Source organism: Clostridium tertium (genome assembly GCF_017873245.1).
GTDB lineage: Bacteria > Bacillota > Clostridia > Clostridiales > Clostridiaceae > Clostridium > Clostridium tertium.
Genome location: NZ_JAGGJY010000001.1, coordinates 225,628 through 251,790 on the forward strand (window position 1 = coordinate 225,628; position 26,163 = coordinate 251,790).

Below are 26,163 nucleotides of genomic sequence, written 5' to 3' on the forward strand. Positions count from 1 at the left end.
TAAACTATATGGACATGCCATTATGAGAATTGTATAATATATAAAGTTAAATATAGAAGAAGGTAATTTAAATGGAAATAAATAATATACTTCAAGTAGCAGCTTATGCAGGCAAAATAATGTTAGAAAGTGGAGCAGAAGCTTATAGAGTAGAGGAAACTATGAATAGAATTTGCAATTCATTAGGAATAGAAGTAGCAAATAGCTATGCCACTCCAACTGTAATTATAGCATCTGCTTCATATCAAGGTGAAATAAAATCACTTGTAGTAAGAATTTCAAGTAGATCAGTAGATTTGCAAAGAATTCATAAGGTAAATGATTTAGCTAGAAATATAGTGAAAAATAAATTAACAGTAGAAGAGTTAAACGATAATTTAAAAGAAATAGAAGAAGAAAGAAGATATTCAAATACAATAACTATATTTTTTTCAGCAGTAGGTGCCTTTGGATTTGTTTTTTTATTTGGAGGATCTTTAAGAGACGCAATTGCAGCATTTTTAATAGGAATAGTAGTTAAGTATTTTTCAATAAAAGGCGAGAATATAGGATTAAATTCATTTTTTAATACTAGTATTTGTGCAGGGATTTTAGCCTTTTTAGCAATTATATCTATAAAGATTGGACTAGCTTTTGATATGGATAAAGTTATAATTGGTTCAATAATGCTTTTAGTTCCAGGTCTTGCAATTACAAATGCAATAAGAGATACAGTTGCAGGTGATTTAGTATCTGGGCTTGCAAGGGGAGCAGAAGCATTTTTAACAGCTATAGCAGTTGCTGTTGGAACAGGTGTAGTTTTAAGTTTTTGGATTGGATCATTTGGAGGAATATAAATATGATTATTGAAGTTCTATCAGCATTTATAGCATCATTTGCATTTGGAATAGTTTTTAATATTAAAGGTAAAAACTTATTTTTTTCAGCTTTATGTGGTGCATTAGGATGGTTTATATATAAATTTTCGTTAAGGATTGGAAGCTCTGACACAACAGCTTTATTTCTTGCTTCTGTTGGTTTAAGCGTATATTCAGAAGTTTTTGCAAGGATATTAAAAACTCCAGTAACTACATTTGTAATAACTGCTTTAATACCTTTAGTTCCAGGTGGAGGAATGTATTATACAATGGTTGAAGCAATTACAGGAGATGTTATGAAGTCATTAGAAATAGGAATAAATACATTAGCTTCTGCAGGGGTACTAGCACTTGGCATAATATTAGTTTCAACAATAACTAAGACTTTAATAAAATATAATTCAAGTAAAAAAATAAAAAGTGAAAGCAAATGTAACTCTTTGAATAGTTAATGAATAAAACCTAGAAAAATACAGATAATATTATCATAGTCAGAAGTTATATTTTTAATTTGACTATGACTATGGGGCGTTGCAGGACAAAATGTAACGCCTTTTGACTTTTTCTCAATAAAAACATATAATAATTATTAGCAAGAATGTATGTTTGTAGGGAGGAATAAAAATTTGACTAAAGAAAAAGACCTAAAGAAATCTTTTGAGAAAACTATGAAAAAACATAAAGGCAATAAAAAAGCACAATTTATAACTATTATTGTATTTGGTATAATTGCTGTAATATCTTTATATTTTGGAAAAGATTTAAAAGATTCCAATATAGGAACTCCAAGTGGTAAATTAGAAATATCATATTTAGATGTTGGACAAGGTGATTCAGCTTATATTAAGGTAAATGATTTTGATATTTTAGTAGATGCTGGTCCAAGAAGTGATGCAGATAAATTAATGAAACAATTAGAAGAAAAAAATATAGATGATTTTGAAATTGTTATTGCGACTCATCCACATGAAGATCATATTGGTGGAATGGTGAAAGTTTTTGAAAAGTATGATGTTGAAAGTTTTTATATGCCAAAAGTTACACATACAACAAAAACTTTTGAAAATATGATAAATGCAGTGAGTAAAGAAGGCTTAAAAGCTAAAGTAATAAAAGAAGGTACAAGTTTTGACTTAGGAAATGGAGCAAAGATAGAAGTTTATTCTCCAATTTATGAATCATATGAAGAATTTAATGATTATTCACCTATAATGAAATTAACCTTTGGAAATACTAGTTATATGTTCACAGGTGATGCAGAAGCTCATGCAGAGCAAGAAGTTGTAGCTAAATATCCTAAAAATTTAGATGCTGATGTATTAAAATTTGGTCACCATGGCTCCAGTACATCATCAACTAAGGAATTTGTCAAGGCAGTTTCACCAGAGTATGGAGTAATTAGTTGCGGTGTAGATAATAAATATGGACATCCACATAGAGAAACATTACAAACTATAGATACTCAAGGAATAAAAGCTTATAGAACAGATAAGCAAGGGCAAATAACAATTATGTCTGATGGAAACACTATTAGTATAAGAACTGAAAAATAGCACAAAGAGATATGAATTAAATTAATTCATATCTCTTTTTTTATTCTGTAACAGTAAAATCGCTTAAATTTTCATTTGAAGTTTCCTTATACTTTAAAAGCTTGTCAACTAATATAGCTATTGCTCCATCACCAGTAACATTAGTTGCAGTTCCGAAGCTATCTTGAGCAGCATGAAGTGCAATCATAATTGGCTTTTCAAGTGTTCCAAAGCCAAGCATTGATTCTAAAATTCCTAATGCAGCCATAACTCCACCACCAGGAACACCAGGAGCTGCAACCATAGTCACTCCAAGCATAAATATAAATGGTAGCATTAATGAAAATGTAGGTACTCTACCAGTCATATACATTACAGCCATAGATGTTAATACAAGAGTTATAGTATCTCCTGCTAAATGTATAGTAGCAGCTAGAGGAATAACGAAATCAGCTACTTCCTCACTAACATCATTATTATTTACACAGTCTATTGTTACAGGAATCGTAGCAGAAGATGATTGAGTTCCAGCTGCTGTTAAATAAGCAGGTAGCATATTTTTAAGAAGCTTTAATGGATTTTCTTTTTTTATACTACTAGCAAATGAATATTGAATTAGAATATAAATTGCTTGAAGAGCAAATAAAATTATATAAACTAAAGCAAAGCTTTTTAATGTACTAAAAATTTCACCACTAAAACTAAGCTTAGAAAATATTGCACCAACATAAATAGGAACTATAGGTATAAGCACTTTAGAAATAATCTTAGTTACTATTGAACTAAATTCATTAAATATATTTAATATGCTACTATTTTTTATTTTTGATAAGCTTATTCCCATAATAAAAGAAAAAACTAGTGCTGACATTACAGTCATTATAGGTGGAATATCAATACTAAAAAATGTAGTTATTTGATTACTTGATTCTATAACTAAAGAATTTGATTTTAAAAATTTAGGCAATAAATATGAGCCTGCGGAAAATGCTAAAAAACCAGAGCAAAGAGTAGAAATATACGCTACTATGGTTGTAATTAATAAGCCTTTTCCTGATTTATTTCCAAGTGATGCAATTCCAGGAACAATGAATCCAATCATAATTAATGGAATAATAAAAGATAAAAAGCTTCCAAATAATTCACTAAATGTTGCTAAAAGCCTAATTGGAAAATCTAAATTAAGACTTTTGCATATTATCCCCAAAGTTATACCAAGTACTAGTGCTATAAATATTTTTAAAATTAAAGATGTATTTTTCACGGTAAAGCCCCCTTTAATAAATGTATCTCTATGAAGTACATCTGTATATGAATTAACTACATAATACAACTTGAATGACTTAAAGTCAAGAAAAAATATTAATGATATCTATAAATGTATTAATATTTTCAAATGGGAAAACCTAAATAAATATAATGTATTTAATGGAAAATGCAATATTATTTAGGAGGGACAAAGCTATGAGCATATTGGACGTATTTAGAAAACCTTCAAAATATGAAGGAAGATTAGATGAAGCAATAGATATATTAAGTGATATTTGCAAGGCAATAAAAGACTATAGTAAGGAAGATGATTTACTTGAAAGTTATCATTATTTAAGAAAGGATATTTATAATATAAATTTAGCAAGATTAGAGCTAGAAAAATCTTTGCTTAGAAATAATTTAAGCAGAGGTGAAGATTATGAAGAATTATGTTATGAGCATAAATATAAATTATCAACAGTAAAAAGTGAAATGGAAACATCAATTATTGAAGCTTTATCTGCAATTAATTTATTAATAAAAAATTATAAGAAATTATATAAAAATTGTGATAAGCAAACTCAAAAAAGATTAATAGAAGGATATAATAATTGCTTAAAGTATTTAAATAAAGCAAAAAAAATATTGCTTGATAAGGATTCTGTAAGTAGATATATAACAGATAGGGAGGGAAAATTACAAGAAGAAATAGAAATTAAATTAAGAAATGAATATAATATTAAAGTTGATAACAGTGTTAACGGATTAATATTAAAACTAGATAAATGTAATAGTGGGATACTATCAGACTTATCGCAAATGGTAACTTTAGTTGGTGAAAGGAAGATAGAAAATGTATCTATGGTATTAAAAAAGCTTAGTAAAAGAGTAGAGTTTATAGAAATAGTTATAAATGTTATAAAAAATAAAAATTCAATAGAAAACAAAAACGATATTATGAAAAATTTAAATTTTATAGAAAACGAAAATAATGAAATTAAGTTTAATATAGATTTAATAAGGTATAATTCCAAAAAGATATTGATGGACATACAGCTAAATAATCCTATAGATGCTGATGACTTTAAAGAAGCAATAGATAAAGTTAAGGAAAATTGTGAAGAAATAAAAGAAAATATATTTAAAATAAATAGTAAGTTAAAAGAAAATTATCATAAAGATAAAAATGAATGTTTAAATATAGAAGATAGAGAATATAATGCTTTTTGCATAGATTCATATATACGATATTATTACTATGATAAAGAAGATATTGAAAGAGAATGGGATAATTATGAGGAAATTATAAATGGAATTGATGAAATGGGTGATTTTGATCAAGATGGATATTGTTTTAGATATACTAAAAATGGAATGATTTTAGGTATTAAAACAAAAGAAGATGTCATGTTTGAATTTTTAGATAATTGTAAAGACGTCAGAATTAATGGAAAGAAGAAATATTTAAATTTAAATAAAAGATTTGAAGTAGATAAATTAATGAATTATACAAGAATTACTACAACTGTTACTGAATTAAATGACTACATAATGTGTGTATTTTATATAGATAATACAAATGCAGATATATTTGTTAGAGAACTAGAAAAGGTTAAATCTATACAAGAAAATAAAAGAAAGGATATTTAAGAAGCAAGTTCAGACTTGAAAAGAAAATAGGCAATTTCGTGTAATTTTTTATTCTTTCAATTAATAAATAGAAGGGTATAACGAAATGTTATATCCTTCTATTTATTATTAGATTTACTAATTATAATAACTTTCGACTTTTAAAATATGCAGTATATAACTTTTTTTATTTATTTTTACTAATATTCTTTTCATATAAAGAATATAAGATTAAAGCTATAATTGCAAAAATTATAGGTCCTGCAATTTGAAAGATAGTAGAAATATAATCTTTAGTTTCTAAAGCAGGTTGCAACACGGTAAATACATTGGCAAAGCCAACAGTCAAAGTTACTATGATTGCAGCTGCAGTAGCGAAAGAATCTTTTTTATATATTTCAAAAGGTTTTTCAATTTCCTTTTTCTTTTTAAAATATATAAATGCAAAAGATAAAAACATATATGGAATTGTCATAGCTACATTGCCCATTAAAACTAAATAATTTAAAAAGACACTTGCGCTTTTACCGCCAAAAGATGTTACAAGTATTATTGCAACGACTATGGCACATTGAACCCACATTGCATTCTTATGCATATTATTTTCATCTTTTTTACTCCAAGATTTAGGCCAAATGCCGGAAGGAGTTCCTTCTATTAATTGTTTTAAAGGTGAATATGCTAATGTGAAAAATGCACCAAGTAACGCTAAAAACATTGCAAGTCCTATATATCTAGCAAACAAGGAACCAAGCATGTTTATTGTATTTTGAGATAAGCCAAAAACTTTTCCAATTTCAATTCCTAAGTTTTTTATAACTATGTATGAAACATTTGCCATATTAATTTCAGGGCCTTTTAAAATATTATTCCAATTTATAAAAAATCCTGCAAATAATATTGCTAAAGAATATCCTATAGCAATAACTATTGCTGAAATTTTAATTCCTCTTGGAAAGGTTACTTTAGGATTTTCAGTTGCATCAGCTAAACCACCAACTACTTCAAGGCCACCGTATGCAAATAAAGCAAAAACTAAAAAACCTAAAATTCCTAAAGGTGATTGATAAGCCGGATTAGGTGATGCTAAAAAAGCATGAATATCAATAGGTTCAGCTAATTTAAATTTATTTCCAATTAGAACTATTAATCCTCCAATTATTAAAACTAAGTTAGCACTAGTTACAAATATTCCACCAATAGAAGCTATTTTAGCAATTCCCTTAAGTCCCTTTGATGATATAAATGTAATTAATATAATGAATATTGAGCCTAGTATAGCAAGTGTTCTTGGCGCATTTAATCCCAATAAAGACCAAGTGGATGTATTATCTGATCCAAAAATTAAATTAGATAAAGGTACCCAAATTGAAGATGATATATTAACCATCCATATCAAGTAAGAACTATACCACATAAATGTACCAACAAAAGCATATTTAGGTCCAATAGATTTATCCATCCAGGTATATATTCCTCCACTTTCATCTCTAAAAGCTGCCCCATATTCCGCCATCATAAAAGCATATGGTAAAAAGAAAAAAATTGCAGCAAATAAATACCAAGGAATTGCTGAGTAACCCATTAAATAAAATGCTCTAGGAATATTATTAAATCCATAAACTGATGTAAAAATCATTAAAATAAGTGCAGATAAGGTTAACTTACCACTATCTAATTTTTTATTTCCCACGATTAGACCTCCTTAAACTATTATTAAAATTATTTTGTTCAATATTAAAGTAATATATTAAGGGAAGTTTACCCATTTTTAATAGCTTAATTATTAATAAGTCTTAAGGAGATATGATATAATTAAATAGTAAGTTATACATTTATAAGTATATAAAATACTAAAAGAAAATTTAATATATTCACTGGTGATGATTATTATATAGTAAAGATATCTACGATAAATACAAATAGAAAGGTGAAGAAAATGGAAAAGGTTAAGTTAAGTAATAGTTTAGAAATGTCTAGAATAGTTCATGGACATTGGAGACTTATGGATTGGAATTTAAGTAATGAAGAATTATTAAAATTAGTTGAAGAAGTTAATGAATTAGGTATAACAACAATAGATCATGCTGATATTTATGGTAACTTTTGTTGTGAAGAAAAATTTGGTGAGGCATTAAACTTAAAAAAAGGTTTGAGGGAAAAATTACAAATAGTAACGAAGTGTGGTATTAAGTTTCCATCAGTTAATAGACCAGAAAATAAATCACATTGTTATGATACAAGTAAAGAACATATAATAAAATCAGCTGAAAGATCTTTAAAAAACTTTAAAACAGATTATTTAGATTTATTATTAATTCATAGAGTTGATGCTTTATTAAATCCAGAGGAAGTAGCAGAGGCATTTTCAAAATTAAAAAATGAAGGTAAGGTAAGAAATTTTGGAGTATCTAACTTTTTACCAGCTCAATTTAATATGCTAAATTCTTATTTAGATGAAAAATTAGTAACAAATCAAATTGAAGTATCTCCTTTAAATTTAGAGCATTTCGAAAATGGAACACTTGATTTAATGCTTGAAAAAAGAGTAAAGCCAATGGCGTGGTCTCCTCTTGCTGGAGGAAGAATATTTAAGGGTGAAGATGAAGCATCTATAAGAGTTAGAAAAGTTTTAAATAAAATAAAAGAAGAAGTTTCAGCAAAGGACATTGATGAAGTTGTATATGCATGGATATTAATGCATCCAAGCAAAATTATGCCTATAGTTGGTTCTGGAAATTTAGATAGAATTAAATCAGCTGTTAGAGCAACTGATTTAAACCTTACAAGAGATCAATGGTTTGAAATATATGTAGCAGGAAGAGGAGTAGATATTCCTTAAGCTAAAGAATTTACAAATTAAAATAGGATATAAGATTACTTAATTAAGCTTATATCCTACCATCTTAAAATTAAGTTTTAAAATCAAATTTATTAGAGCATCTTTTACAAGTTACAACTATTTTACCTTTTTTTCTAGGTAATCTTAATTTTTGTCCGCAGCTTGGACACTTTGTTATTTTATAATTTTTATTTTCATTTATCTTATTTTCAAGAATTTTAAAAAGATAAGTAAGATTATTTAAATCAAGTGGTGGCATATTACTTGGAATTGTAAATCCAAGCTTAGATAATGGTTTATTTATAAATGTAACAAAAGAGTTAAGTTCTCTTCTTCTTCTATAGATATCTTTAGAAAATACTCTGAAGATAGCAATTAAAAGTACTGCATAACCAATGATCCTTGTAAAACGAGAAAAATTAAGCAATGAGCTTAAAAATAATAAAACTAAAGTTAGTATATCTACTCCGTATGTACCTTTTAAGAATCCCATTTCAACACCTCTATCATAATGTAATATTTATATTATAATACAAAGAGTATACTTCTTCAATTTATATCATAATGACAATATATATTATTAGGCTTGAATTGTAGGTGCATATATAGTTAAATATACATAGTAATATATCATGAGGTGAGAATATATGAAAGAAAGAATACCAAAAGATTATCTAGTTAGAATAACAAAAGCATCAACTTATTTTATTTTTAGAAATGGACCAGTTAAGAAATTGTATGACGAGGGTAAACTAGAAGATTCAGATATTAGAGAAATGCAAAAATACATGCAAAATCATTTAGCATATTTATATAATGTTCTATTAGAAGAAAATGATTTAAAGAAGTTTGATTTAATTATTTCTACAATGGACAAGTTTTATATAAATGATTCTGAAGAAATTGAATTGGATGATGATGGATTTGATAATTTCTATAATCAATTATTTAATGAAGTAATGGAAACCATAAAGATAAAAAAATAAATTACAACCGCATTTTAAGGAAAACTTAAGCTTAGAAATTATAATTAAATATTATAATTAACTATTATATAGCGTTATGGGGGGATTCTTATGTGGTTTTTAAATATAATATTATATTTTAGTATATATAGTTTTTTTGGTTGGATTTGTGAAGTTATTTATTGCTCAATACCAGCTAAGAAATTTATAAATCGTGGTTTTTTGAAAGGACCAGTATGTCCAGTTTATGGTTTTGGCGCAATGTTTGTTATTTATATAATGAAATGGATTAATATTAAATCTACAATTTTAGTATTTATTTTTGGAGGATTAATTGCTTCGATAATAGAGTTTATTGCTGATATTTTATTAGAATATGTATTTCATACAAGACTATGGAATTATTCAGATAGAAAATTTAATATTAAAGGTAGAGTTTGTTTGCTAAATTCTACTTTATTTGCAGTTTTATCTGTTATATTAATTAAAATAGTACATCCTTTTGTATTAGATATAGTAGTTAGGCTAAGCTCAATTACTATAATAATAATATCAAGCTTATGTGTAATATTATTTTTTATAGATTTAGTATTAACTGTTAGAGAAGTAATTAACTTAAATATAACTTTAAAAAATATGAATATTTTAGAAGAAATTAAAAAAGAATTGAAATTAAAAAATCATAAAAGATTTATTGAGGCCTTTCCACAATTGGAGCATAAAAAGTATATGAAAGAGTTAAAAAAGCTTAAGGAATTAATTAAAGAATCTATGAAGAATAATAAGAAGGTATAACTTTATTATTATTTGTAAAGATTTATTATTACGGAGGTGAAATTATGTACATCGCATTTGGAAGAAAAGTGGTTGATACAGAGGAAGTAAAAAATGAAATTGAAAATAATTCAGAATTTAAAGTAATTAAAGATATGAGCAAGGGAACTAAAAGAGAAGATACATTAGCTTTTAACTTAAGCATAGATGTAGGTATATTAAATGGAATTATAGAAGATGATTATAATATAGATGAGTTAAATGAAGATGAGCTTTTTGATGAATATATGAGTTTATCAGAAGAATTAGCTACAGATATGGAAGATATTTTACCAGATGAAGCTATTATGGACATAAAGGCTTATAAATGGGATCCGTCTGATAATGATATAAAGCTGATAATAGCAGCAACACATGAAGATACTGGAGAAGGTAAACTTAAAGATGTAATGAGAAGATTAATAACTCAATTAGAATAATAAAAAGTCACCATATTTAAGCTATGGTGACTTTTTAGATTTAAGTTATAATTTTTAAATATAAGAATATCTTCATTATAATTTATTTTTTCTTTTTTGAGTTTTTTTTAGCTGAGTCTTTTTTACTATTTTTTTTGTCTTTAGAGTCGTTCTTTTTGTTTTGATTTGACTTACTCATTTTATTCTCCTAAATAATAATATAATTAATAATATTATTTTATCTTGTAGAATAGACTAGAAATTTATTAAAGATATTAGAAATTATACCAAAATATAGTATAATTAAAATGGATATATAAAAAGTATATTAATTAGGGGGATAAGCTATGAGACTCAACAAATTTACTAACAAGATAGTTGCATACTGTATAGGAGTGGTTATAATAGCGCTTACTATAATATCATTTATTGCTTATTATTTTGCTAACGATACATTAGCAAAAAGTAATACTACGTTAATGTATGGAATGACAAAGATCTCAGCAAAGCTAATAAGTGATGAAGTACAAGAGCATTTGAGGTTTTTAGAGGATATTACAAATGATGAAAAAATAAAAAATAAGGATATTAAAATAGAAGAAAAAGTTGAAATTCTAGATCAAAATCTTAGTGATAAAGGTTTTTATAATTATGGTATCGCCTCTAAGGATGGAAAAGTAATTTATAGCAATGGAAAAACTGATGATATAAGCAGTAGTAATTTCTTTAAGGATTCAATTAATGGGAAAAAAGTAGTATCTAATCCGTACAAAAGTGATTCAGAATATTTGATGTCATATTTAGTTCCATTTAATGATGGTGGAGAAAATTACATATTAGTTGCTGTAAGAAAAGCCATAGAGTTTAATGAAATAGTTAATGATACTAATTTACTAGAAAATTCTAATACATTTATATTAGATAAAGAAGGAAACGTAATTTTGGATAACGATTACAATGTTGTAAAAAATAATACTAATTATATAAAAAATAATATAGATGATAAAAAGTATTCAGAATTTATAACAGTTCAAAAAAATATGATATCAAAAAATGAAGGAATAGAAAAATATAAATTTGGTGTTGAAAAGATGTATATTACTTATACTCCTATTGATAGTACAGATTGGTCTATAGGAATAACGATTAGCAACAGAGAACTTTTAAAAGAATTAAAGGGATTAATAACTTGGTTATTACTTTCTTCCATTACAGTACTGCTATTAAGTATAGTAATAATTATATTTTTAACTAAAGCCATAAGTAAGATATTTGAAGCAATAAAAACTAATATGAATGATTTTTCAAAAGGAAACCTTCAAGTCAGTTTTCATGAAAAATATTTAAAGAGAAAAGATGAAATAGGAAATATATGTAGAGCTATTGAAGGTACTAAATCAGAAGTTGGAAGCATGATAAGAGGAGTACAAAATCTATCAAATGATACTCTTGAGGATTCAGCTAATTTAGCATATATCTCAGAAGAACTTAGTCAGTCAACTGAAAATATATATTTATCAATAAATGAAGTTGCTAAAGGCACAAGTAAACAATCTAATGAATTATTAAATATAGTTAATATAGTAAATAAATTAGGGGACAGCATGAAGGAGGCAGAATTAAATATAAAGAGAATAAAAAAAGTTTCAGAAGAAATAGATAATAATTCTGAAAAAAGTAATGAGGATATGATAAATTTAATTGAATCCATAAATTCATTTGATAAAAAGTTTTCCATATTTATAAAAAGCATAAAAAATATGAATTCTGATATAGAAACTGTAAAGAATATATCTGTTTTAATTGATGATATATCAGATCAAACAAATTTATTAGCTTTAAATGCAGCTATTGAAGCAGCTAGAGTAGGTGAAGCAGGTAAAGGATTTGCAGTGGTAGCAGATGAAGTTAGATCTTTAGCAGAAACATCTAAAGAAGCTTCAAATAATATTTATAAAATATTAAATAATATATTTAATAATGCAAAAGCAATATCAAATGAAACAGAGGAAATGAGTCAAGGATTAGAAGAACAAAAAATCGTAGTTGAAGAAACTATAAATTCTTTTAATAATATATCTAATTCAATTAAAAGTGTTAGTCCAAAAATAAAGGATATAAATGAATCTTTTATAAAGGTTGAAGAAGATAGAAGTTGTCTTTTAGAAACAGTTCAAGAGGTTTCAGCATTATCAGAAGAAATAGCTGCATCATCAGAGGAAATTACAGCATCATCTGAAGAGTTAAAGAAAAATACAACAATGGTAGCTATAAGTTCTCATAATTTAGCAAATAAAACTGCTGATATGAATGACTTACTAGATAAATTTCAAGCTTATTAAAGTTTGAAGGTGTAAAAGGTAAAACTTCATTGTAAGGTGTGGGAAGTGACACAAATATACTGAATGGAAATGTAACTAAAAATATTAATATTTCAAGTGATAAAAGAAAATATCATATATTAGATGAGTATATTGTGATAGATGATTTAGAGAAATTATCAAAGTTAATACTTGAAATAGTTAAGATAAATAGAAAATAAGGAGCAGTAAACTTATAAGGTACTACTCCTTATTTAATTTTATATTAAGTAGCAGAGAATTAACACATTCCGCCACTGCCTCCGCCCATGTTGCCGCCACCACAAGCATTCATAGTATTTTGGGTAGTTCCTTGAGAACTATTTTGTTTGTAGTAATTAATTATTTCATTAGAGCGCATTCTTAAAGTATTTAAAGTCTTTGCATATTCATCATTTTCAGGATCAATTTCTGTAGCAGTTACTATATGCTGAACTCCTAGGTCAAACCAGCCTTTTTTAAAATAAACAAAGCCTTTTAAGTAATTCCATTCAGCAGAGTCGTTTAAATCTAGAAGATTTAATTTACTTTCAGCAATTGGAATATTATTATTATCAATAAGTGTTCGAATTTCTTTATAAATAGCACCATTAATTAATACATCGTAAGCCATATTAGCTTCGGAAAGAACTTCTTCAGCAAGTGGACGAGATTGAAGATCTGTGTTGTTAGTAGCATATTCATCTAATATGTTTTTATAGGCTTGTTTAATTTCATCTTTTGAAGACTCTGGAGTAACCCCTAAAATTTTATATGGGTCCAAAATAGTTTCACATCCTTCATATTTATATACTTATTATAAATATATAGATAACCATTAAATTATGTTACAAATTAAGTTCGTCATATATTTTAAATATATTTGGAAAGAAGACAATAATGTGATAAATTAATTTTATAAATATAAATGAAAAGGAGATAACAAATGACGAGATTTAAAAAAATATATATAGAAACAACTAACATTTGTAATTTAAGTTGTAATTTTTGTCCTAAAACAAGTAGAAAATTAGGCTTTATGGGTATAGAAAGCTTTAATGAAATAATCAATAAGATTAAGGGTTATACTAATCATATTTATCTACATTTAATGGGTGAACCATTTTTAAATAAGAATTTAGAAACATTTCTAAAGATAGCAAAAGAAGCTGATTTAAAAGTAAATATAACAACAAATGGAACATTAATAAATAGAGTTAAAGATGTAATAATAAATTCAAAAGCAGTGAGGCAAATAAATATATCATTACATAGTTTTGAAGCAAATGATAATGATATAGAGTTTAATAAATATATAAATAATATTTTAGATTTTATTAATGAGTCTACTGAAAAAAGTGAAACCATTTGTGCTCTTAGACTTTGGAATATAGATACAGAAGAATTAAAAGCCAACAATAATTTAAACTTACAAATAATAAATTTAATACAAGATAAATTAAATCTTGAAATTAACTTAATAGAAGAATTAAAGGAAAAAAAGAGATTAAAATTAAAGGATAAAGTATATTTAAATATGGCAGAAAAGTTCAGTTGGCCAGATGCAAATTTATCGTTAATAAGTGAAGATGTATTTTGTTATGGACTTAGAGACCAAATTGGAATATTACTTGATGGTACTGTTGTTCCATGCTGTCTAGATAGTGAGGGAAAAATACCACTAGGTAATATTTTTGAGAAAAGCTTAGAACAAATAATTACTTCTGAAAGAGCAAGAAATATATATGATGGATTTTCAAGAAGACGTGCAGTAGAAGATTTATGTAAAAGATGTGGATACGCAAAAAGAAATTTTAAATAATATATGCTGGGAGGGGTAATGTGAAGTATGTGTATAATTTAGCTGTCAAAATGTCTGTTTCAGCAGCTATATCATTAATACTTGCTAATTTATTAAATTTACAATTTTCAGCTGTTGCAGCTGTAATAGCAATTTTAAGTATTCAAGATACTAGAAAAAAGGCACTAATGGTTGGTAAAAATAGAGTTGTTGCATGTGTAATAGCAATTTTGTTATCGGTTTTAATATATGGTTTTCTAGGACAAAATCCTATTACTTTTGCAATATTTCTTTTAATATTTATACCTATTACATCAAAATTAAATATATCAGAAGGTATGGTACCTGCTGTTGTATTATCAACTCATTTACTTATAGCAAATCCCATTAATCTTTATTGGGTTATTAATGAAACATTAATTATGATAATAGGAGTTGGAATAGCCTCCATAGCTAATTTATTTATGCCATCTCTTCAGTATAAATTTAATGAAGATAAGGAGTATATAGAGAAAAATTATAGAGTAATTTTATCTAAAATGTCTAAATCACTTGTAACTTATACTGTAGATATCGATGAGGAATTTTTAATGAGGGATTTAGAAAAAAGGATAAATGAAAGTTGTGAAAGGGCTTATAAAATAGTAAATAATAGCTTTTTAAAAAGTGATTCTTATTATACTGATTATATGAATATGAGAAAAAATCAATTTAATATAATAAAAAAGCTCAGATCTCATTTTGAAAAGTTTTATATGTCTTTTGAGCAAACACATATGATATCAAAATTTACAAAAAGTGTTGCTGATCAAATAAAAGATACAAATGATTGTAAGGAGCTATTAGAAGAACTAGAAGTATTAAAAAATGACTTTAAAAAAATGGCTTTGCCAAAAACTAGGGAAGAATTTGAAAATAGAGCACAACTTCTACAATTTTTGAATGATATGGAAGATTTATTAACTATGAAAAGAAATTTTGTTTTAAATTATAATTTATTCAATAACATTAAATGAAAACTTCATATTAAGTAAATATTTTACAAATAATAAAAGTTATTGTAAAATATTTTTGGGAGATGATATTTATGGAAACGAATCAAATATTAGAAATAATAGATTTAAAAAAGAGTTTTGGAGAAAAACAAGTATTAAAAGGGATAAATCTTAAAATAAATAAGGGAAGTATAATAGGATATATAGGACCAAATGGCGCGGGGAAAAGTACTACAGTAAAGATAATTATGGGACTAGTTACTGGATATACTGGGGAAATAAGAATATTTGGAGAAGATATTTCTAAAGATGATGGAAGCTATAAAAAGAAAATAGGATATGTTCCAGAAGTACCTGAAATATATGATAGCTTAACAGGAAAAGAATATTTAACTTTCATAGCCCAATTATATGATATAGATTATGACAAAGCTGATAATAAAGCAAGAAAATTAATGAACATACTCGGAATAGCAGATGTCTATGAAAAGAGGATTTCATCATATTCAAAGGGTATGAAGCAAAAGTTAATATTAATATCAAGTTTAATACATGATCCTGAAATATTATTTTTAGATGAACCTTTAAGTGGATTAGATGCTAATAGTGTAATGATTATTAAAGAGATACTTTCTTATATTGCAAAAGAAGGAAAAACAATTTTTTATTCATCTCATATAATGGAAGTTGTTGAAAAAATAAGTGATAGAATAATATTGATAAATAATGGTGAAATAGTTGCAGATGGTAATTTTGAAGAACTAAAGAGTAATTATAAGGAAAGTTCACTTGAAAGCATATTTAATGAGGTCACAGGATTCCACCAATATAAAGAATTAGCTGAAAACTTCATATCTGTAGTTAAAGAGGTATAAGAAGTATGAAGGAATTTAAAGTTATAAGATTTTTAGATAAGTTTAGAGGTTTATATGAAAAAGTTGGGGTAGATTATGATATTTTTAGAATAATACTTCAAGCTAAACTTACAATGGATGGAAGAAGAAAAGCCACAGTTTTTAATAATGAAAGTAAAAAGAAAAATAGAGAATCAAACGAATTTTATAAAGCCTTAATACTATACGCTTTTATAGGATTGTTTTTTGGATTAATGCTTATATTTAAAATGAATTTAATGTATCAAATGGCAGCTTATTTTTCTGCAATTATGTTTATGATACTAACAATTTTCATTTCTGATTTTTCTTATGTGATATTAGATGTCAGAGATAAAAATATTTTAGCAACAAAAGGAGTAAGTAGTAAAACTATAAATGCTGCAAAAATTACTCATATTTGTATTTATATAATTTATTTAACATTAGCATTAGCAGGAATTTCACTTATAATTTCATTTAAACAAGGAATAGGGTACTTTTTAATATTTTTAATTGAAATAATTCTTATAGATATTTTTATGATTATAATAACTGCATTATCTTATCTTTTAGTACTTAAAATTTTTGATGGTGAAAAGTTAAAAGATATGATAAATTTTGTTCAAATTGGATTAAGTATATTCATGGTAGTAATTTATCAAATAATACCAAGAATCTTTCAATTTATTGATGTAGGTAATATTGCTTATACAGAAAAGATTTGGCATATATTAATACCGCCTATATGGTTTGCAGCTCCATTATCTATGGTTGCTGGAGAGGGAATAACTACCTATAAAATAATTATGACAGTATTAGCAGTATTGATACCTATAATAGCATTATTAGCTTATTTAAAGTTAACGCCTACATTTGAAAAGTATTTACAAAAATTAAATAATAATAATGAAAAGTCTAATGAAAAAAGTAAAACTTTACTTAGAATTGGTAAAATAATATGTAAAGATAAAGTTGAAAGAGCATTTTATAATTTATCATTGGGAATTATTAACTCAGAAAGAGAGTTTAAACTTAAAGTTTATCCTAATATGGCTCTTGGAATGATTTTTCCATTTATATTTATGACAATTGGTCTTCAGGGAGAAGGTATTAGTGATATAAGAAATAGTTTAATTAATTCAAAGTTTTATCTTTCTATATATTCTTTTGCTTTAATGATTCCTAATATACTTATAATGCTTAGATATTCAGAAAGATATAATGGAGCATGGATATATGAAGTAGCACCAATAAAAAAGATATCATCAATATATAAGGGGGTTATAAAAGGAGCTTTATTTAAGCTTATAATACCTCCATATATTATTATATCTATAATATTTATAGCAATTTTTTCTCCAAGTGTAATAAAACATATTATAGTAGCCTTTTTGGCTTTAATATTAATTACTATGGTTGATTTTTCAGTTAGCTCTAAAGTGTATCCATTTTCAAAAAAATTTGAAGGCACTAATAATACTGGAGATAGTATAGTTTCATTCATGATATCATTTATGTTTATACTTATTGGTATAGGAATACATTTTGCAACAAGCTTTTTTAGTATAGGAATATATATTTATGGAGCAATATTACTTGTGTTAGATATTTTATTATGGAAAGTTTCATTTAATATTTCAAAAAAGAAATTAAGAGAATAAATATATAAATAAAATCATTTAGGTTAACTCTAAGTGATTTTATTTTATTTTTAGTATATAATATATTTCAAAGATTATATGAAATTATTTTAAGGAGATAAATTATGGCAAAAGTTATAGTTGTTGGAGCTGGGCCTGCTGGTATAATGGCATCATTATCGGCTTCAAAAAACAATGAAGTTACTTTAATTGAAAGAAACAGTGAAATAGGTAAGAAGCTAAAACTTACTGGTGGTGGAAGATGTAATATAACAAATAATAGGGATATAGAAGAATTTTTCGATAAAATAGTGACAAATAAGAAATTTTTATATAGTGCACTTTATACTTTTTCAAATACTACTTTATTAGAATATTTTTCTAATAATAATTTAGAGTATAAGGTTGAATATGATCAAAAAGTATTTACAAAAAGTGATAAAGCTGATGAAGTTATAGAAATATTTAAGAGAGATCTTATGAAAAATGATGTTAAAGTTTTATACAATACAAAGGTAAATGATTTTATTATTGAAGATGAAATTATTAAAGGTATCATAACAGAAGATGGAAAAAAGATATATGCTGATAGTGTTATTGTAACTACTGGTGGAAAAAGTTATCCTACTACAGGTTCTGATGGTAGCATGTATGATATATTACAAAAACATGGGCATACAATAAATACTTTATATCCAGCATTAATTCCACTTGTGACAAAAGAAGGATTTATTAAAAATCTTCAGGGCATATCAATGAAAGAAGTAATAATAAGCACCACTATAAAAAAGAAAAAGATTCAGCGTCAAGGAGATATGATATTTACTCATTTTGGGATATCAGGGCCTGGAGTATTAAAATTCTCATCTTACATAAATAAAATCTTAAAAGAAAAAGAAGTAGAAATAAAATTAGATTTTTTACCAGAAATTTCTAAGAATGAGTTATCTGAAATAATTAGATCTAATTCAAATAAAAGTTTATTAAACAATTTAAAAGCTTATTTACCTCAAAACTTTGTAAAAGAAATACTTAATATTTTAAGCTTAAGTGAAGTAAAGATTGCAGAATTGAAAAAAGAAGACGAATTAAAGCTCATAGAATATATAAAAGAAATGCCTTTAACTGTAGAAGATACTATTACAATAAAAGCAGCAATGGTTACTAGTGGAGGAGTTAGCGTTAAAGAAATAAATTCATCTACTATGGAATCAAAAAAGATAAAAAATCTATTTTTTGCCGGAGAAGTTATTGATATAGATGCGGAAACAGGAGGATATAATCTTCAAATGGCATTTTCGACTGGATATTTAGCAGGATCAAGCATAGAAAATTAAAAATCATCAATTAAATTAAAAATTTCGATTTATAACAAATTATTAATTATAAATTAAACTAAAAAAAGCTGAGAAAACTCAGCTTTTTTTAGTTTGGAAGTGGTTGATAGGTACTTCTATCTAGGTATTGATTAACAACTAATTCACCATTTGCATCATATCCATATAGATAAGCGTCAGCACTTAGTGGGCCTAGAGGTACTGATACTGGCTCATATGTTATACCACCTTTTACTGTTTCATTTGACCAAAATTCAATAGTTAAATTTCCATTTCCAGCGTAAGTGTTTACTACTACTGGATATTCAAAATCATTAACAAACTTTAAGTCAATAAGATTATCAGCTAAAGTAGCATCAAGTCCTATAGGAACATAAGAAACTTTCATCATATGGTTAAGTCTTTCACTAGGTATTATTCCAGCCCTTAACATAGTGTTATAAAGAGTTGAAGCAACTTGACAGACACCGCCACCTACACCAGGAACTACTTGACCATCAACATAAGTATTAGCGGCTACGAACCCATTTTCAATAGTAGTTGGACCTATAGCTTTTTCAGTAGAAAAAGTTTCACCTGGCATTACTATAATATTATCAATATTTCTTGCAGCAAGTTGAAGGTTTGTACCACTAGGGCCAGCTGGATAACTTGTTGAAAAAGATGAAATTTTATTATTTACATTACTTAAAGCACTAGCTTTAATATTAGCTTCAACAACATCAACATTTCCAGTTACCGATACTACATTTGGAGCTTTCATGTCTTTTATTTGAGATTTAATTTTATCTATTAAGTCAGTAGAATTTAATTTAAGTCCAGTGGAATCATTTGATATATTAATTGATCCTCCAGAGATATCTATAGAAGCATTTGTAGGGCTAACGTCTACTGCAGTAGATATACTAGATACAAATGAAGTTAATTTTTCATCATTAAAAAGAACTTCAAATTCATATTCCCTATTTTCTGGTTTCTTTAATAAGTTTATTTTTTTAAAGAAACCTTCATTTTTCCCAAAACTTAAAATTTCATCTTCAAGTTTTTCATAATTAATAGTTGCTTCTAGATCCTTATAAGAAATCTCAAAATTTTGTTCCTTTGCTTCAACATTTACTTTTTTGTTACTTATATCTTCAACCAAAGAAATAAGTGTAGAGTGTAAATCATTATTATTTAACCCTGTTAAATCTTTATTTAGTATATAAGCACCAGGATAAACTTTATCTGCATAGTTATTTATTAAATTAGTATTTGAGATAAGCCAATAACCAAGAATAGAAATTAGAATTAAAAATACTAAAAGTATGAATTTCCATGATTTTAAAATAGAAACTATACTTTTTTTATCGGCTTGTACCACTTCCTTGGATGTTTCAGTATTAAGATTATTATTGCTCATAAATACCAACTTTCTATATATTTACTTTATCATTTTCATGACATATATAGTTTACCTCGAAGTGATAATAATTTCAAGAATTTGTGGAAGAAATTACTAAATATATACACTTTTTATATTATTTAATAATACAAATAAAGATTTAACTAAATTACTCGAATATTAAATTAAATATAAGTAAATTAATATTCAATAATATGAAATAGTAAGGATAAAATTTTGAAAAAGTGCCGTAAGCTATTTTAGGATTAATAGAATTCTTGAGTGATTTATAATATTATGCAAATAAAGTTTATATTCTATTGACTTATAAAAAAATAATAATAAAGAATAGTTATTAATAGTAGTATAAATTTTTTAATTATTACAAAATCACGTATATTTACAAAAAAGTTACTAAGTGATTAAAATTATAACATAGTAAATATTAAATAATAATTAGGGGGCAAATAATGAAAAAAAGAGGGTTAAGAAAAAATAATAAGGAACATAAGAAAGTAAAAGAAAATAAGAGTTCGAAGAAAAGGTCAAAGAAAAGGGCAAGTACAATAGGAAAAAAGATTTTTAGTATCACAGTAACAGTAACAGTAATAGCAATGATAATATTATTAAGCATTAATATACTAATGTTTAATAGATTGCTAAACTCAATTGAAAAAGATGTATTAGCTAGAGGTAAGAATATTAAAGGAAGTATATCTACAGGAGATATAAGTGCCATAATGCAAGATAAGACAACAGGAAGTTATGATTATAAGAAATTAAAAAATGATTTATCAAATGCAAAAAGCAATGAAAATGTTATATATGCGGCTATATTGACTAAAACTAATAATGAAAATGCTGAAATAATAGTAGACACAGAAAGTAATTTATTGAATTTTGGTAAGAAAATAGTATTAAATGATGAATTACATAAAGTTTTTGCTGGAGAGGTTATATCTACAGAAGTTAAGGAGAAAAAGAATACCTTAATAAAATCATACTATCCAATTATAGGGGTAAGTGGAAGAATTGATGCTATATTAGAGGTTAGAGAGGATATTACAGAAATTATAAATGTAAAAGAAGTAATACTTATTCAGCTAGGGATATTAGCAATTATTTTAATTATTGTGTACAGTATAGTATCATATGCCTTATCAAAGAGTATTAATAGAGGTGTGAAAAAAGTTATAGATGGACTTGTTACAATTTCAGAAGGTAATTTAACTAAAGTAGTAGATGTTAATAGTAATGACGAAATTAAGTTAATAGCTGATTATATAAATGTATTGCAAGAAAAAATTTCTAAAATGATAAATCAAATAATAATTTCATCAAATAAGGAAACTATCAATATAGAAAAATTATCTAACTCAAGCAAAGAAATGGCAGCGGCTTCAGAAGAAGTGACAGCTACAATTCAAGAAGTTGATTCAAATATTTATATTCAAAATGAAGATACAAAAGAAATAAGCAATTTGCTTAATGGATTTGGAGTGTCAATTCAAGAAATTAAAGAATTAATTAATGAAACTAACTATTTACTAAGTAATGTAAATAATCAATTAAGCAGGAATAAAGAAGATTTAATAATGCTACAAAATTCAAAGGTTGATATACAAAACTCTTCATTATATATGAATGATGAATTAAAAAATTTATATTATTCATTAGAAAAAATAAAGAATATAGCTATTTTCATAGATTCAATAGCAGATCAAACTAATTTATTAGCATTAAATGCATCTATTGAAGCAGCAAGGGTTGGTGAAGCTGGAAAGGGATTTGCAGTTGTAGCAAATGAAATAAGAAAACTTGCAGAAGAGGTTAAAAGTTCATCTCTTGATATTGATAAGCTATTAACAGATGTAATTAAAGAAGGTAATGATGTAAAAGAAACTTCAAATATTATGAATTTTAAGTTGGAAAAGCAATATGGTGTAATAGATAATTCAATAGTATCATTTAAAGATATAGTAAATAAAATAATTGAAATAGTTCCTAAAATGACAGATGTAAATAATAAAATGGATAAAGTATCATCTGAAAAAAATACTATTATAGATTCAATAGAAAAATCACGAGTGTTATTAGGTGAAATATCACGTTCTTCAGAAGAAATAAAAACTTTTTCAAGCGAATTAAGCATTATGGCTCAAGGAGTTGCAGAAGTTGGTGAAGAGTTAAATAATAATGCTAGTGAGAAAAATATTGAAATTAATAAATTTAGGATAAAGTAAATTAGTTTTAGGTATAGATACAATCTATATGATGTACTTTTATGCTTTTTATTAGAAAGTAAAAAATGAAAGATAGTCATATTAATAAAAAATATAGAACGTTTTAATGAATTGAAAGATGCAATATAAAAGAATAAAATAATGTTAGAAGATTTCAGGTTGAAGGAGTGATATTATGAAGGCGGAAAACAAAATTCTTAAGTTTTCAGCAATTGGTGGATTGTTCTTCGCTGTCTTAGGTATTGCATGGGGATGAGCTATACATTCAGAAATGATAGCTTTTGATGGATTATACTCATTTATAAGTCTAGGACTAGCAGTGTTTGCAATTATTACTACAAATTTTATTAATAAGAGTGATTTTAAAAATTATCCTTTTGGAAAGGCAACATTAGAACCAATGCTAGTTATTATTAAATCATTAGTACTTTTGATAATGTGTGTAATAACTATGCTTTCTTCAATAAAGCAAGTTTTAAATGGAGGAAATGATGTTGAGGCAGGTTTTGCATTAGGATATGCATTAATTTCATCTGTTGGATGTACTGCAGTTTATTTATATATGAGAAGAGCATCAAAGAATCTTAATTCTGAGATAGTTAAAGTTGAAAGTAGTCAATGGCTTATGGATTCTATGTTAAGTGTAGGAGTTTTAGTAGGATTTTTAATTTCAATTATTTTAAAATATATTGGATTAGAAAACTTAGCAAGTTATGTTGATCCAGGAATGGTTATCTTAAGCTCAACAATATTCTTGAAAATGCCTATAACTTCTATAATGGAAGCTTTCAAAGAAATAACAAACTCTACAGCTGATGATCAAATCAATTATGATATAAATTTGTTAGTAAAAGAAATTGAAGAAGAATATAATTTAGAAGAATCTATAGCAAGAGTAGCAAAAGTAGGAAGAGAACTTAGAATAGAAATTGATTTTATAGTATCTAAGGATTCAAAAATAAAGTCTATAGACGATATGGATAAAGTAAGAGAAATAATAGATAAAAATACAAACCATTTTGATTTAAAAAAGTGGATGAATGTATCATTTACTAAAAATAAAAAATGGGCTATATAAAAAGCTACCCTGGAATTTATCTAGGGTAGCTTTTTATATAAGTATTTTACTAATTAATAAAATTATGGTATTTTAAAAGTATGTTTATAATTTTATCTAAGGAAAAGTTGGTGGGGTACAATGGTAAATGAGAAATATTCTTCTGAGGATATAAAAGAAATTATTGATGGCGTAATAGAAGAAATTAATGTAGGAAAAACTAAAATTTTTCATATAGCAGATGCTATGAGAGATGAATTAGAAATAAAAAAGAAAGAACTTTATGATATTAAAAGTAGACTTTCTAAAGTTATTAATGAGGTAGATTATTTAGAAAAAGCTGATAAAGCAATGAGATATAAGTTAGTAGAAGAATCAAAAAAATTATCTCAGGTGGATTCGGATTTGTTTAAAGAGGTATATGAAGAAGCGTTAGATATAAGAGTGAGATATATAACAAAACAAAATGAAGAAAAAGAATTAATTTTAAAAAGAGATAATTTAGAAAGAACCCTAAAAAATTATAATTTAAACATAGAAGAAGCTCAAGGAGCGGTTAACCAAATAAATATAGCATTAGGATATTTAGAAGGTAATATTTTAGATATAATAAATGACCAAGATGAGAAGTCGCAAATGATAGTTGGAATAAAGATATTGGAAAATCAAGAGTTAGAAAGGCAAAGAATAGCAAGAGAAATACATGATGGGCCAGCCCAATATATTGCAAATGCAATGATGCGGGTGGATTTTTGTAAAGTAGTAGTAAAAAAAGACCTTGAAAAAGGAATAAATGAATTAGATGATTTAAAATCAAATATAAGAATGGCATTAAAAGAAGTAAGAGGCATAATTTATGATTTAAGACCATTGCACTTAGAAGAACTTGGATTAATGGATGCAATAAAAGATATGATAAATATTATATCAGTAGAAAACGATGTAAAAATAGATATGATTGTTGATGAATCAAGTTATGAAGTAGAAAAAATAATGCAAATTGCTATATACAGGATTATGCAGGAAATATTGAATAATATAAAAAAACATTCTAAAGCAAAATATGTTGATATAAAGATTAATTACATTAAGGATTATATATATATTTATATTCAAGATGATGGCATAGGTTTTAATGTACAAGAAACTTTAATAAATACTAAACAAAAAGGAAATAGGTATGGGTTGATTGGGATATTTGAAAGAGTAAAACAATTAAGGGGAAAAATAGAAGTGAAATCTTCAAAAGGGGAAGGAACTATATATAAAATAAGGCTTCCAATAAATAGAAAGGTAATAAGAAATGATTGATAATAAAATTAGAACTATAGTAGTAGATGATCATGCTTTAATAAGAGAAGGATTAAATAGAATAATAAGTTTTGAAGAAGATTTGATAATATGTGGACAGTTTAGAAGTGGAGAAGAGCTTCTCAATAATATGAAAAATTATAATCCAGATGTTATACTTTTGGACATAAATATGCCTGGAAAAAATGGAATAGAAACTTTAAAAACTTTAAAGATATTATATCCTGATATTAAAGTAGTTATGCTAACAGTAGAAAATGATAAAAAGACTATAATGGAATCTATAGACATAGGTGCAGATGCATATATATTAAAAGAATCAGCTGGAAGTGAAATTGTAAATGCGATTAGAAATGTGTATTTAGGCGAGAAATATATAGACAAGTCTTTAATAAAGGCAATGTTTTTAGATATTAAAAGTGATGTTGCTTGCAAAAATAAAGAAATAGAGTCTTTGAAATTATTAACTAATAGAGAGTTAAATATATTATATGAAATTTCAAAAGGATTAAAAAATAAGGAAATTGCAGAAAAATTATTTTTATCAGAAAAAACAGTGAAAAATTATATTACAAGCATATTCAAGAAGATTGAAGTAGAAGATAGAGTTCAAGCTACAATCTATGCTATAAGGAATAATATAGAAGAGTTTTATCATAATAAATTAAAATAATATACCAAGTTTTGTATATAAAGTATAAGAGACATAATATGTTAAAAAAGTGACTAAAAATGAAGTTTGATGTTCGTTTTCAAATGTTTGTGCAAAATAGGTAAATATTATAAATAATAGGATTAAATAAGAGAAATATATTATTTCATTAATAAAGTAGTGAATTATAAAATGAATGTGTAAAGAAATATGACAATATG

24 protein-coding genes are annotated in these 26,163 nt (G+C 25.8%); 19 read left to right on the top strand and 5 right to left on the bottom strand.

What is annotated here, in order from left to right:
• Window positions 1-71 precede the first annotated feature (71 nt).
• From J2Z25_RS01130 to J2Z25_RS01140, 3 genes are all read left to right on the top strand, one after another.
• Window positions 72-836, top strand: coding sequence for a threonine/serine exporter family protein (locus tag J2Z25_RS01130; RefSeq protein WP_008678183.1), 765 nt, complete (start codon window positions 72-74; stop codon window positions 834-836).
• A gap of 2 nt (window positions 837-838) precedes the next feature.
• A complete protein-coding gene (locus tag J2Z25_RS01135; protein ID WP_008678184.1) occupies window positions 839-1,309 on the top strand; it encodes a threonine/serine exporter family protein in 471 nt (156 codons plus the stop codon).
• Between the two features lie 216 nt (window positions 1,310-1,525).
• Complete coding sequence (locus tag J2Z25_RS01140; RefSeq protein ID WP_209738249.1) at window positions 1,526-2,410, top strand: ComEC/Rec2 family competence protein; 885 nt, start codon at window positions 1,526-1,528, stop codon at window positions 2,408-2,410.
• 40 nt (window positions 2,411-2,450) lie between these two features.
• Here J2Z25_RS01140 and J2Z25_RS01145 read toward each other — a convergent pair whose 3' ends face one another.
• On the bottom strand, window positions 2,451-3,653 hold the full coding sequence (locus J2Z25_RS01145; RefSeq protein WP_209737702.1) for a dicarboxylate/amino acid:cation symporter: 1,203 nt from the start codon (window positions 3,651-3,653) through the stop codon (window positions 2,451-2,453).
• A 200-nt stretch (window positions 3,654-3,853) separates the two neighbouring features.
• On the opposite strand from J2Z25_RS01145, the gene J2Z25_RS01150 reads away from it, so the two are divergent.
• Window positions 3,854-5,290: a hypothetical protein gene (locus tag J2Z25_RS01150; RefSeq protein WP_209737704.1), complete on the top strand. Its 1,437-nt coding sequence runs from the start codon at window positions 3,854-3,856 to the stop codon at window positions 5,288-5,290.
• Window positions 5,291-5,456: 166 nt separating this feature from the next.
• Here the strand turns inward: J2Z25_RS01150 and yjeM are convergent, their stop codons facing one another.
• The gene (yjeM, locus tag J2Z25_RS01155) at window positions 5,457-6,962 is read right to left on the bottom strand and encodes a glutamate/gamma-aminobutyrate family transporter YjeM (RefSeq protein ID WP_209737706.1); all 1,506 of its coding nucleotides are present in this window, start codon (window positions 6,960-6,962) and stop codon (window positions 5,457-5,459) included.
• 246 nt (window positions 6,963-7,208) lie between these two features.
• On the opposite strand from yjeM, the gene J2Z25_RS01160 reads away from it, so the two are divergent.
• Window positions 7,209-8,111 carry an aldo/keto reductase gene (locus J2Z25_RS01160; RefSeq protein ID WP_209737707.1) on the top strand — a complete coding sequence of 301 codons (903 nt, stop codon included), beginning with the start codon at window positions 7,209-7,211 and terminating at the stop codon, window positions 8,109-8,111.
• 70 nt (window positions 8,112-8,181) lie between these two features.
• Here J2Z25_RS01160 and J2Z25_RS01165 read toward each other — a convergent pair whose 3' ends face one another.
• Window positions 8,182-8,604 carry a hypothetical protein gene (locus tag J2Z25_RS01165; RefSeq protein ID WP_209737710.1) on the bottom strand — a complete coding sequence of 141 codons (423 nt, stop codon included), beginning with the start codon at window positions 8,602-8,604 and terminating at the stop codon, window positions 8,182-8,184.
• A gap of 154 nt (window positions 8,605-8,758) precedes the next feature.
• On the opposite strand from J2Z25_RS01165, the gene J2Z25_RS01170 reads away from it, so the two are divergent.
• The 5 genes from J2Z25_RS01170 to J2Z25_RS01190 all read left to right on the top strand — a co-directional run bounded on the left by J2Z25_RS01170 (window position 8,759) and on the right by J2Z25_RS01190 (window position 12,850).
• Window positions 8,759-9,097, top strand: coding sequence for a hypothetical protein (locus tag J2Z25_RS01170; RefSeq protein WP_008678194.1), 339 nt, complete (start codon window positions 8,759-8,761; stop codon window positions 9,095-9,097).
• Window positions 9,098-9,187: 90 nt separating this feature from the next.
• On the top strand, window positions 9,188-9,871 hold the full coding sequence (locus J2Z25_RS01175) for a putative ABC transporter permease (protein ID WP_209737712.1): 684 nt from the start codon (window positions 9,188-9,190) through the stop codon (window positions 9,869-9,871).
• 44 nt (window positions 9,872-9,915) lie between these two features.
• Window positions 9,916-10,329, top strand: a complete 414-nt coding sequence (locus J2Z25_RS01180) for a hypothetical protein (RefSeq protein ID WP_008678196.1) — start codon at window positions 9,916-9,918, stop codon at window positions 10,327-10,329.
• A 326-nt stretch (window positions 10,330-10,655) separates the two neighbouring features.
• A complete protein-coding gene (locus J2Z25_RS01185) occupies window positions 10,656-12,650 on the top strand; it encodes a methyl-accepting chemotaxis protein (protein WP_209737714.1) in 1,995 nt (664 codons plus the stop codon).
• 38 nt (window positions 12,651-12,688) lie between these two features.
• Window positions 12,689-12,850, top strand: coding sequence for a hypothetical protein (locus J2Z25_RS01190; protein ID WP_209737716.1), 162 nt, complete (start codon window positions 12,689-12,691; stop codon window positions 12,848-12,850).
• A 59-nt stretch (window positions 12,851-12,909) separates the two neighbouring features.
• On the opposite strand, the gene J2Z25_RS01195 is transcribed toward J2Z25_RS01190, so the two are convergent.
• Entirely contained in the window at window positions 12,910-13,431 is a 522-nt protein-coding gene (locus tag J2Z25_RS01195; protein ID WP_209737717.1) for a J domain-containing protein, read from the bottom strand.
• A gap of 162 nt (window positions 13,432-13,593) precedes the next feature.
• Here J2Z25_RS01195 and J2Z25_RS01200 point away from each other — a divergent pair, with 162 nt between their 5' ends.
• The 5 genes from J2Z25_RS01200 (at window position 13,594) to J2Z25_RS01220 (ending at window position 19,295) form a co-directional block, all read left to right on the top strand.
• On the top strand, window positions 13,594-14,469 hold the full coding sequence (locus J2Z25_RS01200) for a radical SAM/SPASM domain-containing protein (protein ID WP_209737720.1): 876 nt from the start codon (window positions 13,594-13,596) through the stop codon (window positions 14,467-14,469).
• Between the two features lie 20 nt (window positions 14,470-14,489).
• Window positions 14,490-15,464 (top strand): aromatic acid exporter family protein, encoded by a 975-nt coding sequence (locus J2Z25_RS01205; protein WP_209737723.1) that lies wholly within the window; start codon window positions 14,490-14,492, stop codon window positions 15,462-15,464.
• A gap of 71 nt (window positions 15,465-15,535) precedes the next feature.
• Window positions 15,536-16,318, top strand: a complete 783-nt coding sequence (locus tag J2Z25_RS01210; RefSeq protein WP_209737725.1) for an ABC transporter ATP-binding protein — start codon at window positions 15,536-15,538, stop codon at window positions 16,316-16,318.
• A gap of 5 nt (window positions 16,319-16,323) precedes the next feature.
• Window positions 16,324-17,979 carry a hypothetical protein gene (locus J2Z25_RS01215; RefSeq protein ID WP_209737727.1) on the top strand — a complete coding sequence of 552 codons (1,656 nt, stop codon included), beginning with the start codon at window positions 16,324-16,326 and terminating at the stop codon, window positions 17,977-17,979.
• A 104-nt stretch (window positions 17,980-18,083) separates the two neighbouring features.
• Window positions 18,084-19,295, top strand: coding sequence for a BaiN/RdsA family NAD(P)/FAD-dependent oxidoreductase (locus tag J2Z25_RS01220; protein ID WP_008678211.1), 1,212 nt, complete (start codon window positions 18,084-18,086; stop codon window positions 19,293-19,295).
• Between the two features lie 88 nt (window positions 19,296-19,383).
• Here J2Z25_RS01220 and J2Z25_RS01225 read toward each other — a convergent pair whose 3' ends face one another.
• A complete protein-coding gene (locus J2Z25_RS01225) occupies window positions 19,384-20,697 on the bottom strand; it encodes a VanW family protein (RefSeq protein ID WP_111930289.1) in 1,314 nt (437 codons plus the stop codon).
• A gap of 452 nt (window positions 20,698-21,149) precedes the next feature.
• Here J2Z25_RS01225 and J2Z25_RS01230 point away from each other — a divergent pair, with 452 nt between their 5' ends.
• The 4 genes from J2Z25_RS01230 (at window position 21,150) to J2Z25_RS01245 (ending at window position 25,963) form a co-directional block, all read left to right on the top strand.
• Window positions 21,150-22,922: a methyl-accepting chemotaxis protein gene (locus tag J2Z25_RS01230; RefSeq protein ID WP_209737729.1), complete on the top strand. Its 1,773-nt coding sequence runs from the start codon at window positions 21,150-21,152 to the stop codon at window positions 22,920-22,922.
• 271 nt (window positions 22,923-23,193) lie between these two features.
• Window positions 23,194-24,000 (top strand): cation diffusion facilitator family transporter, encoded by an 807-nt coding sequence (locus J2Z25_RS01235; RefSeq protein WP_097032711.1) that lies wholly within the window; start codon window positions 23,194-23,196, stop codon window positions 23,998-24,000.
• 120 nt (window positions 24,001-24,120) lie between these two features.
• Complete coding sequence (locus tag J2Z25_RS01240) at window positions 24,121-25,290, top strand: sensor histidine kinase (protein WP_209737731.1); 1,170 nt, start codon at window positions 24,121-24,123, stop codon at window positions 25,288-25,290.
• The gene (locus tag J2Z25_RS01245; RefSeq protein ID WP_209737733.1) at window positions 25,283-25,963 is read left to right on the top strand and encodes a response regulator; all 681 of its coding nucleotides are present in this window, start codon (window positions 25,283-25,285) and stop codon (window positions 25,961-25,963) included. The genes J2Z25_RS01240 and J2Z25_RS01245 overlap by 8 nt, the downstream gene beginning before the upstream one ends.
• Window positions 25,964-26,163 lie beyond the last annotated feature (200 nt).